This window comes from Cellulomonas xiejunii (assembly GCF_024508315.1).
GTDB classification, from domain to species: domain Bacteria; phylum Actinomycetota; class Actinomycetes; order Actinomycetales; family Cellulomonadaceae; genus Cellulomonas; species Cellulomonas xiejunii.
The window spans coordinates 596623-611830 of sequence record NZ_CP101987.1; the positions used below are offsets into that span (position 1 = coordinate 596623).

14 protein-coding genes are annotated in these 15208 nt (G+C 75.1%); 8 read left to right on the forward strand and 6 right to left on the reverse strand.

The features are described from left to right. Window positions 1-18: 18 nt before the first annotated feature. The 4 genes from NP048_RS02960 to alr all read right to left on the reverse strand — a co-directional run bounded on the left by NP048_RS02960 (window position 19) and on the right by alr (window position 3828). Window positions 19-480, reverse strand: a complete 462-nt coding sequence (locus NP048_RS02960; protein WP_227578006.1) for a hypothetical protein — start codon at window positions 478-480, stop codon at window positions 19-21. A gap of 77 nt (window positions 481-557) precedes the next feature. Next, on the reverse strand, window positions 558-1622 hold the full coding sequence (locus NP048_RS02965; RefSeq protein ID WP_227578007.1) for an acyltransferase family protein: 1065 nt from the start codon (window positions 1620-1622) through the stop codon (window positions 558-560). Beyond that, a complete protein-coding gene (locus NP048_RS02970) occupies window positions 1619-2623 on the reverse strand; it encodes a D-alanine--D-alanine ligase family protein (protein WP_227578008.1) in 1005 nt (334 codons plus the stop codon). The genes NP048_RS02965 and NP048_RS02970 overlap by 4 nt, the downstream gene beginning before the upstream one ends. Then, complete coding sequence (alr, locus tag NP048_RS02975) at window positions 2620-3828, reverse strand: alanine racemase (RefSeq protein ID WP_227578009.1); 1209 nt, start codon at window positions 3826-3828, stop codon at window positions 2620-2622. Before alr ends, NP048_RS02970 begins: the two co-directional genes overlap by 4 nt. Before the next feature lie 226 nt (window positions 3829-4054). Between alr and NP048_RS02980 the strand changes: the two genes are divergently transcribed. The 3 genes from NP048_RS02980 to NP048_RS02990 are packed head-to-tail and all read left to right on the forward strand — an operon-like array spanning window position 4055 to window position 6113. After that, a complete protein-coding gene (locus NP048_RS02980; protein WP_227578010.1) occupies window positions 4055-4402 on the forward strand; it encodes a UBP-type zinc finger domain-containing protein in 348 nt (115 codons plus the stop codon). A gap of 32 nt (window positions 4403-4434) precedes the next feature. After that, a complete protein-coding gene (locus tag NP048_RS02985) occupies window positions 4435-5601 on the forward strand; it encodes an iron-containing alcohol dehydrogenase (RefSeq protein WP_227578011.1) in 1167 nt (388 codons plus the stop codon). Between the two features lie 59 nt (window positions 5602-5660). Then, window positions 5661-6113: a GatB/YqeY domain-containing protein gene (locus tag NP048_RS02990; RefSeq protein ID WP_227578012.1), complete on the forward strand. Its 453-nt coding sequence runs from the start codon at window positions 5661-5663 to the stop codon at window positions 6111-6113. Window positions 6114-6274: 161 nt separating this feature from the next. Here NP048_RS02990 and NP048_RS02995 read toward each other — a convergent pair whose 3' ends face one another. Next, window positions 6275-7570: an MFS transporter gene (locus NP048_RS02995; RefSeq protein WP_227578013.1), complete on the reverse strand. Its 1296-nt coding sequence runs from the start codon at window positions 7568-7570 to the stop codon at window positions 6275-6277. A 188-nt stretch (window positions 7571-7758) separates the two neighbouring features. Here NP048_RS02995 and NP048_RS03000 point away from each other — a divergent pair, with 188 nt between their 5' ends. The 5 genes from NP048_RS03000 to NP048_RS03020 all read left to right on the forward strand — a co-directional run bounded on the left by NP048_RS03000 (window position 7759) and on the right by NP048_RS03020 (window position 12616). Then, on the forward strand, window positions 7759-8730 hold the full coding sequence (locus tag NP048_RS03000; protein WP_227578246.1) for an ATP-binding cassette domain-containing protein: 972 nt from the start codon (window positions 7759-7761) through the stop codon (window positions 8728-8730). Then, window positions 8727-9530, forward strand: a complete 804-nt coding sequence (locus NP048_RS03005) for an ABC transporter permease (protein WP_227578014.1) — start codon at window positions 8727-8729, stop codon at window positions 9528-9530. The genes NP048_RS03000 and NP048_RS03005 overlap by 4 nt, the downstream gene beginning before the upstream one ends. A gap of 193 nt (window positions 9531-9723) precedes the next feature. Next, window positions 9724-10272, forward strand: a complete 549-nt coding sequence (locus NP048_RS03010) for an alternate-type signal peptide domain-containing protein (RefSeq protein ID WP_227578015.1) — start codon at window positions 9724-9726, stop codon at window positions 10270-10272. Window positions 10273-10394: 122 nt separating this feature from the next. After that, window positions 10395-11954 (forward strand): DUF285 domain-containing protein, encoded by a 1560-nt coding sequence (locus NP048_RS03015; RefSeq protein ID WP_227578016.1) that lies wholly within the window; start codon window positions 10395-10397, stop codon window positions 11952-11954. Then, the gene (locus NP048_RS03020) at window positions 11951-12616 is read left to right on the forward strand and encodes a signal peptidase I (RefSeq protein ID WP_227578017.1); all 666 of its coding nucleotides are present in this window, start codon (window positions 11951-11953) and stop codon (window positions 12614-12616) included. Before NP048_RS03015 ends, NP048_RS03020 begins: the two co-directional genes overlap by 4 nt. Here the strand turns inward: NP048_RS03020 and NP048_RS03025 are convergent. Then, the gene (locus tag NP048_RS03025; protein WP_227578018.1) at window positions 12554-15142 is read right to left on the reverse strand and encodes a helix-turn-helix transcriptional regulator; all 2589 of its coding nucleotides are present in this window, start codon (window positions 15140-15142) and stop codon (window positions 12554-12556) included. The two genes, NP048_RS03020 and NP048_RS03025, sit on opposite strands and share 63 nt — an antisense overlap. Window positions 15143-15208 lie beyond the last annotated feature (66 nt).

Below are 15208 nucleotides of genomic sequence, written 5' to 3' on the forward strand. Positions count from 1 at the left end.
GCGCTGGGCCGCCGGGCGTCACCCCACGACGAGGCTGCGCCCGGCCACCTCCACGGTCAGCCCGGCGGCGTCCGGCGCGTCCTCGGGCAGGGCGACGACGCTGGTCGTGGGGACGAAGTCCATGGTGCACGGGCGGTCGTACAACTCGGGCCCGCTCAGCGTGATGCTCAGCACCTCCGTGCTGTCGTCCCACGTGATGGCCGTCGGCAGGACGGGGCACGTGCTGCTGCCGTACGTCACCACCTGCACCTGACGGGGATCGGTGTCGGCCACGACCGCGACCTCCTCGCCGGTGACGTCGCCGGGTGCGCCGGGGAACGACGTCTCGGCGACCGACGGGACGGCGGGTGCCTCGGTGGTGGACGGCGCGGCCGACGGCGAGGTCTCGTCGCTCCCGCCCGGCTCGGTGCTCCCCGCGCAGCCGACGAGCAGCGCCATCAGCGCCACCGTGGTCAGGGTCGTGACGTGCGACGTCCTCATGGTTCCCCCTTCGACGCGGCCGCCGTGGCACGACCGTCCGCCCCCAGCATGGCGTGCCAGGAGCGCCGCGCCCAGGGTCAGGGCCGGGGCGGCGCGCCCGACGTGACCGTCGCGCTGCCCGCAGGGATGGGTCGACCACCGTCCGCCCGTCGCCGGCCGGCCCGCTGCACGGGCCGCTCCACCAGCCACCAGCTCGCCGTCGCTGCCAGCACGGTCGCGGGCAGCGCGACCAGCCCGGTCGCGTCGTCCAGGACGGGGCGCAGCCACAGGGTCAGCGGGTAGTTCCACAGGTAGGCGGCGTAGGAGACGGTGCCGAGCGCGACCAGGGGCAGCCACCGGCGCCGCACGACGACGTGCCGCCGCCCGGCCTGCACCAGCACGACGGTCGCGACGGCGACGGCGGGCCCGGCGAGCAGGTAGGTCGCGGCGTGGCCGCGCAGGTCCGTGACCGTCAGGGCGGCGAGCAGCGTGACGGCGGCGGTCACCGCGTGCGGCCCCGACGCGGCCGGCGGCCACCGGTCCTGCGTGATCCGCGACGCGGCACCGACCACGAAGCAGCCCAGCCACGACGTCGCCAGCGGGTACGCCGCGTCGGGGTCGCCGCGGAACCACACGACCGTCAGCACGCACAGCACCGCGGCCACGGCCCCCGCGAGCACCAGGCCGGTACGCAGCCGCCGCGCCCGCACCGCCAGGACCACGACCAGCGGCCACACGACGTAGAACTGCTCCTCGGTGGCCAGGGTCCACAGGTGGTAGATCGCGGGGCTGACGCCGACCAGCCCGACGTACGGGACGTTCGCCGTGTACGTGAGGGACACCGCGACCGTCCTGCCCAGGGTGCCCGCGTCCCCGAGCGGGTCGAGGGTCAGGGTGACGACGACGAACCCGACGACGAGCACGACGAGCGCCGGCACCAGACGGCGCAGCCGCCGCCACCAGAACCGGCGCAGGTCCACCCCGCCGGTCGCCTCCGCCTCGTCCACGAGCAGACCGGTGATGAGGTGCCCGGACAGCGCGAAGAACATGACCACACCGACGACGCCGGCACCCGGGAACACGTCCGGCCACGCGTGCCGCAGCATGACGAGCGCGATGGCGACGCCCCGCAGGGCGTCCCACGCGCCGACGCGTGCGCTCACCACGCGCGCGTCGCGTGCCGTGCCCGGGCCTGTGCCACGAGCTCGGCGACCAGCTCGGGGTACGTCATGCCGACCGCGGCGAACATCTGCGGCACCTGCGAGTGCGCCGTGAGCCCCGGCATGGTGTTGACCTCGTTGAGCACCGGGCCGTCCGCGGTGAGGAAGAAGTCGACGCGGGCGACGCCCTCGCATCCGAGCGCGTCGACGACGGTGCGCGCGTCGGCCGCGAGCCGCTCGGCGTCCGCGGGGTCGAGGGCCGCGGGGACGACGAACCGAGCGGTGCCGTCGTACTTGGTGGCCGTGTCGAACACGGCGCCCGCGTGCCCGATCTCCAGCGGCGGGGAGACCACGGTCGTGCCGTCGGCGCGGCGCAGGACCGCGACGTCGATCTCCCGGCCGACCACGACCTCCTCGACGAGGGCGCGGTCGTCCAGCTCGAGGGCGGCCGCGACGGCCTCGCGGAGCTCGGTGAGCGTGTCGACGCGACGCACCCCGTGGCTGGACCCGCACGCCACGGGCTTGACGACCGCGGGCAGGCGGGGGTCCGCGCACGCCTCGGCGACGTCCCGCACGACCCGGCCGTCGGCGACGGCGACGCCGACCGCGGCGGCGACCAGCTTGGTCACCCACTTGTCCATGCCGAGCGCCCCGGCCCGCACACCGGACCCGACGCACGCGACGCCCGCCAGGTCGGCCAGGGCCGCGAGCGTCCCGTCCTCGCCGCGCGGACCGTGCACCGCGGGCAGCAGCACGTCGCACGTCGCGACGACGGCGACCGCCGCCGCGAAGGACAGGGTGCCGTGCTCACCCGACCACGTGCCGTCCCGGCCGATGGTGAGGGCCACGACCTCGTGCGTGGGCGCCAGGGCGTCGCGCACCGCTGCGGCGCTCGCGAGCGACACGTCGTGCTCGGCGTTGGCGCCACCCCCCACGAGGGCGACGCGGCACACGGGCACGTGCGGCGGGGTCGGGGGCCGGTGCTGCAGGTCGGACGTGGTCACAGGTGCTCCTCGGGGAGGGCCGGCGGGGGTGACGGGGGTGCGGGGACGACGCGGCGCACGAGCCGGCGCCCCAGGCCGGTGAGCAGCTCGTGGGGGAGGGTGCCCGCCCAGCCGGCCCAGTCGGTGAGGGTGGGCGCCGGGCCGTCGGTGCCGATGACGGTGACGACGTCGCCCGGCTGCACGGGCAGGTCGCCCACGTCGACGACGACCTGGTCCATCGAGACGCGCCCGGCGAGCGGACGACGCCGACCGTGCACGAGGACCTCGGCACGCCCCGACGCGCTCACCGGCAGGCCGTCGGCGTACCCCAGGGGCAGCAGTGCCAGCCGGGTGGGTGCGGCCGTCCGGTACGTGTGGTCGTACCCCACGCCGACACCGGCGCCGACGTCGCGCACCTGCACGACGGGCGCGGTCACCTGCGCGGCCCCGCGCAGCACGGGGTGCCGGCCGGTCGTGTCGATGCCCACCAGGCCCGCGCCGACGCGCGACATGTCGAAGGCCGTGGCGGGCAGCCCCAGCACGGCGGCGGTGGAACCCAGGTGGCGCAGCGCGGGCCGCAGCCCCGCGGCTCGCGCGTGCTCGACGCCGCGCACGAACCGCCGGGTGGCGGCCGCGTTGGCCTCGGCGTGAAGGCCTGCCGCGCAGGCCAGGTGGCCCATGACGCCGACGACCCGGACCGACCCGGCGCGTTCCGCCCGGCGGGCCGCAGCGCACAGGTCGGGCCACAGCGCGGGTGGGCAGCCGTCGCGGGCGGTGCCGCAGTCCAGGTAGAGGTGGACGTCGACGACGCGGTCCAGCCGGCGCGCCGCCCACGCGGCGGCCTTGAGGTGTTCGGCGCTCGGCACCGCGACGTCGACGCCGTGCAGGACCGCGTCGGACAGGTCGGCGCCGGGGGCGTCGAGCCAGCTCAGGAGGGGTGCGCGGACACCCGCCAGGCGCAGCTCGACGGCCTCGGCCAGCGTCGCGACGCCCAGCGACTGGGCGCCGTTGTCGAGCGCGGTGCGTGCGACGTCGACCGCGCCGAGCCCGAACCCGTCCGCCTTGACGACGGCCATGAGCCGCCGTGCGGACGCGGCCAGTACGCGCGTGTTGTGCGCGACGGCATCGAGCCGCACGGTGAGGACGGGTCGGGTGCGGGCCACGGCGACGGGGTCGGCCGCGACCCGGGGGTCGTGCAGGAGGACGTCGCTGCTGGTCGAGGGCACGTCGGTGACGCTAGGTCCGGGGGTCGGGCCGACGACTCCCCCTGGGGTCTCGACGTGCGGGGGCCACGGTGGCACGCCGTCGTCGCCGGCTCCACCCACGGCATGGGCGCGCCGCGACGTCCCGTCCCCCCGCGGGAGGACGGGACGTCGCACCGGAGCCCGGCCTGCACCGGATGCGGACCGCGCGCGCAGGCGCAGACTGGACAGGCACCCGGAGGTGACCACCATGCACGTTCCCGCGATCGACCCGAGCATCCCGCCGACTGGTCCCGGCTGCGTCGAGTGCGAGCAGGAGTCCGGCTGGTGGGTGGCCTTGCGCCGGTGCGCCGCCTGCGGGCACATCGGCTGCTGCGACAGCTCGCCGGGGCAGCACGGGACGGCGCACTGGCGCGCCACCGGGCACCCGCTGATGCGCTCGTACGAGCCGGGGCAGGACTGGTGGTGGGACTACGAGGCGGGCACGCACGCCGAGGGCCCGGAGCTGGCGCCGCCGCTCGCGCACCCCCTGGACCAGCCGACGCCCGGGCCCGAGGGCCGCGTCCCGCCGGACTGGCGCCAGCAGCTGCACCGGTGACCTCCCGTCGCGTCGGGCCCTAGCCTCGGAGCATGTCGACCAGCACGGTGCCGTCCCGTCCCGGCCTGCCCGCCGCCAGCACGTTCGCCACCGTGGGGCGCATCGTCCTCGGTGCCAGGGCTGCGGCGCAGGTGCCGGACCTCGTCGCCGCGCTGGGCAGCCGGGTGCTCGTCGTCGCGGGACCGTCGGCGGACGTCCGCGGCCTGGCCGGCACGGTCGTCCACCGGCACCGCGGCGAGCCGGACGTCGACGCCGTGCGGGCCGCGGTCGCCGTCGCGCGGGACGTCCGCCCGGACGTCGTCGTCGGCTGGGGTGGTGGGTCCGTCCTCGACCTCGCCAAGTGCGTCGCGGTGCTCGCGCCCGGTGGCACGGACGTGCTGGACCACCTCGAGGTCGTCGGGCGGGGGTTGCCACTGGCGGAGGTGGCGCTGCCCGTCGTCGCGGTGCCGACGACGGCCGGGACGGGCGCCGAGGTCACCGCCAACGCGCCGGTCCGCGTCCCGGACCGCGGCGTGAAGGCCAGCCTGCGCGGGCGCGCGATGCTGCCGGCCGTCGCGGTGGTCGACCCGCTGCTCACGCTCGGGTGCCCGCCCGCGCTGACCGCGTCGTCGGGTGCCGACGCGCTGACGCAGTGCCTCGAGGCGTTCACGACGCCGTACGCGACGGCCCTGACGGACCCGCTCGCGCGTGAGGGCCTCGTCCGTGCGGGACGCAGCCTGCGACGGGCCGTCGAGCACGGCGACGACGTCGACGCGCGCACCGACCTGTCCGTCGCGGCCCTGCTGTCGGGCATGGCGCTCGCGAACGCGAAGCTGGGTGCCGTCCACGGTCTGGCCGCTGCGCTGGGCGGGCGGCTCGGCGCGCCCCACGGGCAGGTGTGCGCCGCGGTGCTGGCCGCGACCACCGCGGCGAACGTCGCGGCGCTGCGGCGCACGGACGCGGGTGGGCCTGCCCTCGCGCGGTACGACGACGCGGCGGCAGCCCTGACGGGACGGGCCGGCGCCCGGGCGGACGACGCGGTCGCGTGGCTGGCGGACCTCACCGCAGCGATCGGCGCCCCCGGCCTCGGCGCGCTCGGCCTGGACGCCGCCGACGTCCCTGCCGTCGTCGCCGACGCCCTGGCCGCGTCGTCCACGCGGGGCAACCCCGTCGCGCTGACGGCTGCCGAGCTCACGGACGTCGTCGCCGCGTCCTGGTGAGCGCACCGCCAGGAGGAAAGAGCGGGCGCCCGCACCGGAACACCGGGGAGGATGGGCCCATGAGCACCCTCGACCGACTGACCGCCGACCTGACGACCTCCCTCAAGGCGCGCGACACCCTGCGCACCAGCACCCTGCGCCAGCTCATCGGCGCCGTGCGGCACGAGGAGAAGGCCGGCACGGTCGCACGCGAGCTCAGCGAGGACGAGATCCTCAAGGTCCTGGCCCGCGAGTCGAAGAAGCGCCGCGAGTCCGCGCAGATCTACGCCGACGCGGGAGCCGCCGACCGGGCGGCGACCGAGACGGCGGAGGCGCAGATCGTCGACGAGTACCTGCCGACGCGCCTGAGCGACGACGAGCTGGCCGCCCTGGTCGACGCGGTCGTCACCGACACCGGGGCGTCGTCGCTCAAGGACATGGGGACGGTCATGAAGGAGGCGAACGCCCGCGCGCAGGGGCGCGCCGACGGCAAGGCGCTCAGCGCCCTGGTCCGCTCCCGCCTGGCCGGCTGACCCCCACATCAACCCCCGACCCACCCACACCCACCCCCCGACCAATCCGCCGAGCTCGACCTTTGGCGGCTTTCGAACGCCGAGAAGCCGCCGAAGGTCGAGCTCGCCGTCAGCTGGGCCGTCAGCTCGGCGGTCAGCTGGGCGGTCAGTCAGTGGCGGGGTCAGCGGACGTCAGAGCCGACGTGCTGGTCCTCGTCCGACGGTGGGGCTGCCGGTTCGGGATCCGGGGCCTGCGCCTCGGCCATCGCGCGCCGTCCTGACGGCAGCGCGACGCCGACGACCACGACGAGCATCAGCGCGGCGCCCGCGGCGACCAGCAGCGACTCCACCGAGTAGCGGTCGGCGAGCGGACCGAACACCGCCATGCCCAGCGGCATCGCGACGGCCATGACGATGCCCACGAACCCGAACACCCGGCCCAGGCGCTCGGGCTCGACCCGCTCCTGCAGCACGGTCATGGTCGGTGTCGAGAAGAAGGGCACGCCCAGGCCGATGAGGAACATGAACCCGAAGAACACCCACATGTTCGTCGACAGGCCCAGACCGACGTTGAGCACCGCGAACAGGGCGGTCGTCACCATGACCATGTGGACGCGGTTGCGCAGGCCGCCCCACCACGCGACGACCACGCCGCCGAGCGTCATGCCGACGCTGAACGCGAGCTCGTTGACCGTCAGCTTCCACACCTCGTCGCCGAAGGAGCGCACCACCATCAGCGGCGTGAGGAACGACGGCGCCACGATGAGCACGAACACCACGCCCCACATCGCCAGGACCCACCGCACGAACGGCGTCGTCGCGACGTACCGGACGCCGTCGGCCAGGTCCGCGAGGTAGCCGCGCACGCCCGCCTGCTGGTCGCCGCGCACCAGGCGCGGCACGGGGACGAGCAGGAGCAGGCCGATGCCGATGAGCGCGGTCACGACGTCGACGAAGAAGATCGCCTCGATCGACGCCCACGCGTACAGGCCGGCGGCGAGCGCCGGCGCGACGAGCATCATGGCCGACTGGATCGTGGCGTTGACCCCGTTGATGCGCATGAGCTTGTCGGGCGGCACGATCTGGGGGAGGAGGGCCCCGACGGCGGGCGTCTGGATGCCGGCGCCGGCGGACCGGATCGCGGCGGCCACGTACAGGATCCACAGGTCGTCGTAGCCGGACAGCATGAGGATCGCGAGGGCCAGGGTGGTCGCGGCGATGGCCGCGTCGGCGCCGATGACCAGCGCGCGGCGGTCGAGCCGGTCGGCCCACACGCCGCCGAAGACCGACACGACCGCCTGGGGCAGGAACCCGACGACCGCGTACACGGCCATCACCGTCCCCGAGCGCGTCTCGAGCGTGAGGTGCCACATGATCGCGTACTGCACGAGCATCGAGCCGAGCAGCGAGAACGTCTGACCCGTGAGGAACACGGTGACGTCGCGCCGCCAGCGGGTCGGTGCGGTGGGCGTGGTCATGGCGGCCTCGGGGGGTGGTGGGTCCGGGAGGTGTCGCGGGATAGACCGGACGCGGGGGCCGGACTCATCGGGACGGGTCCATGCTCGTCCGGGCCGCGACGCGGTGTCACGGCGTTTTGGGTGTGGTTGTCGGTGGTCGGGTGCACGATCCCGGAATGGGCGTGACGACGCACGACGCGGGGGGAGCGATGACGGCGACGATCACGGCGAGCGGGCTGACGAAGCGGTACGGGCAGGTCGAGGCGCTGCGCGGGCTGGACCTGGAGGTGCCCGAGGGCACGGTCATGGGGCTGCTGGGGCCCAACGGCGCGGGCAAGACGACGGCCGTGCGGATCCTCACGACGCTGCTGCGGCCCGACGGCGGCACGGCGCACGTCGCCGGCGCCGACGTGCTGCGCGAGCCCGAGCAGGTGCGGCGCCGCATCGGTCTGTCGGGGCAGAACGCCGCGGTCGACGAGAACCTCACGGGGGCGGAGAACCTCGAGATGATCGGCCGCCTCTACGGCTTCCCGCGACGCCGGGCGCGGGCCCGCGCCGGGGCGCTGCTGGACGCGTTCGACCTGACGGAGGCGGGCGGCCGACCCGCGAAGACGTACTCCGGGGGCATGCGGCGGCGGCTGGACCTGGCGTGCGCGCTGGTCGCCGAGCCGCCCGTCGTGGTGCTCGACGAGCCGACGACGGGCCTGGACCCGCGCAGCAGGCTGCAGATGTGGGACGTCATCGCCGAGCTGGTACGCGCGGGCACGACGATCCTGCTCACCACGCAGTACCTCGAGGAGGCCGACCGTCTCGCGGACGCGATCGTCGTGATCGACCACGGGCGGGCGATCGCTCGCGGCACCGCGGACGAGCTCAAGGCGCAGGTCGGAGGGCAGCGCGTCGAGGTGCTGCTGGCCGACGCAGCGGGGTCCGCGACGGCCCGCACGGTCCTCGCGGCGGTGTCGTCCGGCGACGAGGTCCACGTCGCCGGCGACGTGCGTGCGCTGTCGGTGGCCGTGGACGACGGCTCGCGGGCGCTGCGCGAGGCGCTGGACCGGCTGGACGCCGAGAGGGTCGTCGTCCTCGAGGCCGGGGTGCGCCGGCCGACCCTCGACGACGTGTTCCTCACGCTGACCGGCCGGACGGCCGAGGTCGACGACACCGCCCAGGAGGTCCGATGAGCTCGCTCGCCCGCGCGGTCGTCGACACGCACGTCGTCGCCAAGCGCAACCTGCTGAAGATCCTGCGCGTCCCCGAGATCCTCGTGGCCGTCCTCATCTCGCCGATCATGTTCGTGGTGCTCTTCGCCTACGTGTTCGGCGGGGCGATCGACCCCGGCGACGGCGTGAGCTACCGGGAGTTCCTCATCCCGGGGATCTTCGCGCAGACCGTCGTGTTCGGGGCCACGTTCACCGGCGCCGGCATCGCCGAGGACATGCAGAAGGGCATCCTCGACCGCTTCCGCTCGCTGCCCATGTCGCAGTCGGCCGTGCTCGCGGGGCGCACGGCCTCGGACGTCGTCTACAACGTGCTGTCGCTGGTGATCATGGCGCTCACCGGCCTGCTCGTCGGCTGGCGCGTGCACGGCACGGTGCTGGAGGCGGCTGCGGCGTTCGGGCTGCTGCTCGCGTTCTCGTACGCGGTGAGCTGGATCATGGCGCTCGTCGGCGTGCTGGTGCCCAGCGTCGAGGTCATCAACAACGCGTCGTTCATCGTCATCATGCCGCTGACGTTCGTCTCCAACGCCTTCGTCCCCCTCGACTCGTTCCCCGAGCCGCTGCAGCGCGTCGTCGAGTGGAACCCCGTCTCGACGCTCACGCAGGCGTGCCGCGAGCTGTTCGGCAACACGAACCCCGGTGCCCCGGTGCCCGACGCGTGGTCGATGCAGCACCCGGTGCTGTACACGCTCGGCTGCGTCGTGGTGATCCTCGTGGTGTTCGCGCCGCTCGCGATCGCCCGCTACCGGCAGACGTCGCGCTGACGCGGCGCGCATAGGCCCCAGTAGCCGCCGCACTACGGCGATCGGCGCCTGGCGTGCAGCGTCGTCGCAGGTCAGGGCGTCGGCGCTACCTACTCAGGCCACCCCCCGCCCGCACTACGTGGCCCCTGCCTTGCCAGTGTTCTGGGTGTCGGAAGCAACCGCCCCGGCACCACGGACACGAAGGGCACGAGCCATGAACGCGACCACGACCTCCACGACCACCACCCACCGCGGCGCTGTCAAGGGTGCCGTCGCCGCCGCCGCCGGTGTCGCTGTCCTGCTCGGCGGGATGGGCACCTTCGCACTCTGGAACGCCGAGGGCGCACTGGGCGAGGGCAGCCTGCAGACCGGTTCGCTCACCGCCGACTTCGGCGACATCACGTGGAACGACGTGACGCCCGGCCACGAGAACCTCATCGAGGACCTCGACGGTTTCCAGATGGTCCCGGGCGACGTCATCGTCGGGACCTCGACCATCGCGGTGGTCGCCGAGGGCGAGAACCTCGTCGTCGTCCCGCAGGTCGTCGGGCCGGCCGGCCTGCCGATCGACTCGCTCTCCGAGAGCATCACGGTCGACGTCACCCTCGACGGGGTGCCCGCGGACGGCTTCCGCCCCGGCACGACGTCCGTCGACGCGACCGTGACGATCGCGTTCGACGAGTCCGCGACCGGCGAGATGGGCCTGGGCTTCGACCTCGGCGCCACGAGCATCAACCTGCAGCAGGTCGCGCCGTCGGCCTGAGCCCGGCTGCGACCCCACGACCGCCGTCGGCGGCAGGCCCGTTCCCCCCAACGCGCACCTGCCGTCGGCGGCTCCACCGCCCGACCTCACCACCCATCCCCGCGACCCAGGAGCTGAGCACCGTGCGACACCACGTCCGTCCCCTGCGCCCGCTGCGCGCCGCGCTCCTCGCGGCCGTCGCCGCGGCGGCGATCGTCCTGGCCCTGCCGGGCACCGCGACGTACGCGGCGTGGCGCGCGCAGGAGCCGCTCGACGGCACCCTGGCCAGCGGGGCCCTCACGATCGACGCCGTCGGCCCGGGCTCGTGGCAGCACGAGTCGGGCGCGGCGTTCGACCCCGCGACCGGGCGCCTCGAGCCCGGCCGGGTGGTCCTCTACCGCACGGCCGTCGACGTCACCGCGACCGGTGAGAACCTGCGCGCGACGCTGCGCACCGACGTCGCCGCTGCCCTGCCCGCCGACCTCGCGGGGCGGGTGACCATCACGTCGGACGACGTCCCGGTCGTCGGCTCCGCCACGCCGCAGCGCGTCCCCGTCACCGTGCGCGTCGCCGCTGCGTCGAGCCTGCCGTCGGGCGACCGCTCCTTCTCCCTGCGCCTGGACCTGCAGCTCGGCAACGGCCACGGCTGGCTGGACACGGCGTCGCGCGACCTCGGCACGCTCACGACGCGCGGCCCGGCCGCCGGTGGTCTGCTGCGCATGGGATACGACCTGACCAAGGGCGTCGACCGCACGGTCGTCCTCTACGTCGACGACGTCGACGCGACGATCCAGTGGGTCGAGGGCGCCGCCACCACGCGCCTCGTCCCCGGCAGGAACGCGCACACCTACCCGCCGGGCACCGGCCAGGCGACCGTGCTGATCAACGGCCGCGTCGGCAGCCTCGGCTCCCCGGCGCAGAGCGTCGCGGACATGCAGGAGCTCGTGCAGGTGCAGAACTGGCAGGAGGGCGTCGGGACCGTCGACGCGTCGTACGCCTTCCACAACGCGATCAACCTGCTGCGCGTCGACGGGCTCCCGTCGACGCTGCGCACCACGGACCACATGTTCTCCAACGCCCGCTCCCTCAAGCAGGACTTCGCCGGCCCGGCCTTCGCGAACGTGGAGTCGATGTCCCACATGTTCGCCGGCGCGACGTCCTTCAACGGCTACGTCGGTGGCTGGGACACCGCCAAGGTGCGGGACATGTCGGGGATGTTCCACGGCGCGACGTCCTTCAACTCCTGGATCGGCGGCTGGAACACCTCGAACGTCGAGGACATGACCGACATGTTCCGCGGTGCCCGGGCGATGGCCCAGAGCGTGGCCGGCTGGGACGTCGGCCGCGTGACCGCCTGGGACGGCTTCAACGCCGACGCCCCGAACCTCACCACCTACCTCATCCCCGCGAAGTTCCGTCCCGCGCTGGACGCGGACGCCGTGCTCGACGCCCCGGTCGTCGGTGACGACCCCGCCCTGCAGGACGAGGCGGGCGACGAGCCCACGACCGACGACGGCTCCGACGTCACCGACGAGCCCGTCACCGACGAGCCCGTCACCGACGAGCCCGCCACTGACGACGCCACCGACGACCCGGCCGCGGCCGACGTCACCACGCTCCCCGAGCCCTACGAGGGCCCGGACGCCGACACCGCCGGCGTGACCCCTCCGGTCGCGCTCCGCGAGGAGGAGAAGGACCGATGAGCACCACCGCACCCGTCCAGCCCGTCGTCGCACCCGACCGGCCCGCCACCGTGCGCCCCGAGAGCCGGTGGCGCGTGACCGCGCGCAGCGTCGGCGTCGGCCTGGGCTACGGCGTCCTCGGCGTGGTCCTGCTCGTCGCCGCCGTCACGATCCTCGTCCCGCGCCTCGCCGGCGCCGTGCCCCTGACCGTGCTGTCGGGCTCGATGGAGCCGACGCTGCCGGTCGGGTCCCTCGTCGTGGTGCGTCCCGTGGACCCGGCCGACGTCCGGATCGGCGACGTCGTCACCTACCTGCCGAACCCCGACGACCCCACGGCGATCACGCACCGCGTCACGGGGATCACGCACCGCACCGACGGCGGGGTGACGTTCACGACGCAGGGCGACGCCAACGGCGCACCGGACCTGCCGGTGCAGGACTTCCAGGTGCGGGCGCGCGTCTGGTACGTGGTGCACCACCTCGGGCATGTGAACTCGGCGGTCAACGTCGACGACCGGCACGTCGGGGTCGTCCTGGTGGCCGGAGGGTTCTTCGTCTGGGCGGGGAGCCTCTGGTACCGCGCCGGGCGCAGCCGTCGAGCGGCGGCCGCCGTGGCCGTCTCAGCCGGTGGCGACCACGGCCCCGTCGAGCTCGCCGAGCAGGGCCCGGTCCGACACCCCTAGCTTCTGCATCGCCCGGTAGAGGTGGCTCTCGACCGTGCGCACCGACAGGTAGAGGCGGGAGGCGATCTGCCGGTTGCTCAGGCCCTCGCGGGCCAGCGCCGCGATCTCCGCCTCCCGCCCTGTGAGCGGCGCCGACCGGGCCTGGGGACGGCCCAGGGACTCGGCGACGGCCGACCCGGCGACCGCACGCACCTGCTCCTCGGTGAGCTCGCCACGCCCCTCCTCGACCGCGCGCCGCCGGGCGACGTCGAGCGCGACGTGCACGAGCGGTCCGGGGACGCGCATCATCGCCACGGCCGCCAGCACCTCGGTGCTCGTCCCCTGCGAGATCGTGCGGTGCAGGTGGACGAGCGGCCGTACGATCGTGAGCCGCGTCCGGGCGCACAGCTCCTCCAGCCGGGCCAGCCGGTCCGGGGTCAGCTCGAGGGGCGCGAACGACCAGCACAGTGCGGCGCTGGCGAGCCGCCCCACCGCGAGCTGCTCCTCGCCGGCGGCCCACAGAGGCTCGCCGTCGGGCGGCTCGGCGCCCCCGGACCGGAAGTACGCGACCTCCGCGGTCGCCCACGGCAAGGCGAAGTCGAGCGCCGGCAGGTACGGGCGCGGGGTCGCCCGCAGCTCGTCGAGCAGGGCGGCCGCGAGGTCGGTCTCGCCGCGGCGCGCCCGCAGAGTCGCCGCGAGCGCGAGGATCCGCTCGTCGTACGGGCTCTGGACGGGACCGCACCGCCCCATCTGCAGCACGACGCTCAGCGTCCGGCGCGCGCCCTCGTGGTCGCCCTGGACGAACAGGCCCGTCGCGAGGCCGCGCGCGGCCAGCCGCACCCCGAGCATGCTGAGGTCGTCGTACGCCGCGCTGAGCCGCTCGCGCCACCAGTCGATCGCGTCGTCGACCTGCCCGGCGAGCAGCAGGGCGTCGCCCCGCAGCGCGTCGAGCTGGTGGCCGATCGCGTGCTGACGCCGCGAGCCACCCCAGCCGTCCAGCAGCTCGAGCGCGCGGTCCGGCGCGCCGGTCTCGACGGCAGCCTGCACCTGCAGGACGAGCACGAAGTCACGCAGCGGCGCCGGCACGTGCGCGCCCTCGAGGTCGGCGACGCCCACCGTCGACGGCTCCAGGGCGTAGAGCCGCTCCAGGGCGTCGAGGACCCTGTCCTCCAGCTCGGGCAGCACGAGCCGCCCCGTGGGCCCGGGGTCGTGCGTCATCCCGTCGCGCAGGGTGCCGCCCGTGGCCGCGGCCCACTGGCCACGCAGCAGCACGTACGAGCCGAGGTCGTCGGGGTCGTCGGTGGGGGAGGGGACCGTCCCCTGGAGGATCTCGTCCACGTCGATCGACGTGAAGTTGTCCAGCAGGCGCAGCCGCAGCAGCGACAGCGCGGTCGCCAGGTCACGCTTGTCGAGCCAGGCCCGGTACCGCTGCGAGGCCTGCGTGCGCACCGACTCCGTGAGGATGGCGACCTGCTGCGGCGCCGGCCAGGACGTCGCGTCCTCGCCGGTCACGTCGACGCCCGCCGGCAGCGCGAGGGCGGGCGGGGGGAGCACGCCGGTCCCCAGGGTCCCGTCCGCGAGCGCCCGCAGGTCGGCGTGGGCGCGGGGCGACAGCCGCAGGCGCAGCACCTGCCCGAGCGCGGGCGGGCTCACCGTGACCGTCGGCTCACGGCCGCCCTCGTGGACGGCGACCCGCCCGGCGGCGTCGAGTGCCGCGAGGGTGTCCGCGCCGACCAGTCGCCGGGCGGTGGCGAGGTCCACCAGGCCGAACCAGGCCAGGACCTCCAGACCGCGCCGCGAGGTCTCCGACAGGTCGGCGAGGAGCCCGAGAGCGACGGCGTCGGCGCGGACCATGTCCAGGGCGCCCGTCTGCGCCCACCGACCGCTCACGCGGGCGACGACGCCCGCGTCGACCGCCGCGCGGACGAGCGCGACCGCGACGCGCGGGTTGCCGCCGGAGCGTCCGGCCACGACGGACGCGAGGTGCCCCTCGACCTGGCCGCCGAGGCGCTCGGCGAGGAGCGCGGACGTCGCGCTGACGCCCAGGGGGCCGACCCGGACGACGACGGCGTCCCGCACCAGGTCGGGAGCCGCGGCGTCCACGTCCGTCCCGCAGGGTGCGGTGAGCACCACGGCGACCCGGCTCGCGTGGCGTCGCGCGACCGCGGCGACCACCGCGGCCGACGCGCCGTCGAGCAGGTGGACGTCGTCGACGAGGACGGCAGCCTGACCGCTGCCCACGGCCTCGGCCAGGGCGGTCGTGGCCTCGGCGAGGCCCCACCGGGCGCCGCTGCGGGGGCGCAGCGTGGGGTGGGTGGAGAACGCGGCGAGGGGCAGGTCGCGCGCGCCATGGTGGGCGGCGAGGCTGACGACGGCGGTCCCGGTGCCGCGCAGACGTTCCGCGAGCGTGGCGAGGAGGGTGGTGCGGCCGGAGCCGACGTCGCCCAGGAGCAGGACGTCCCTGTCCGCCCGGACGTGCCGTGCTGCCGCCTCGAGCGCGTCCTCGTGGAGCTGGACCGTGCCTGCTTGCTGGGTGGTTTCGCCCATCGTCCCAGGATGGCCTGATCGGACGTTTCCTGCCGGATCGACCCGCGGTGCCGGGTCCTGCACGTG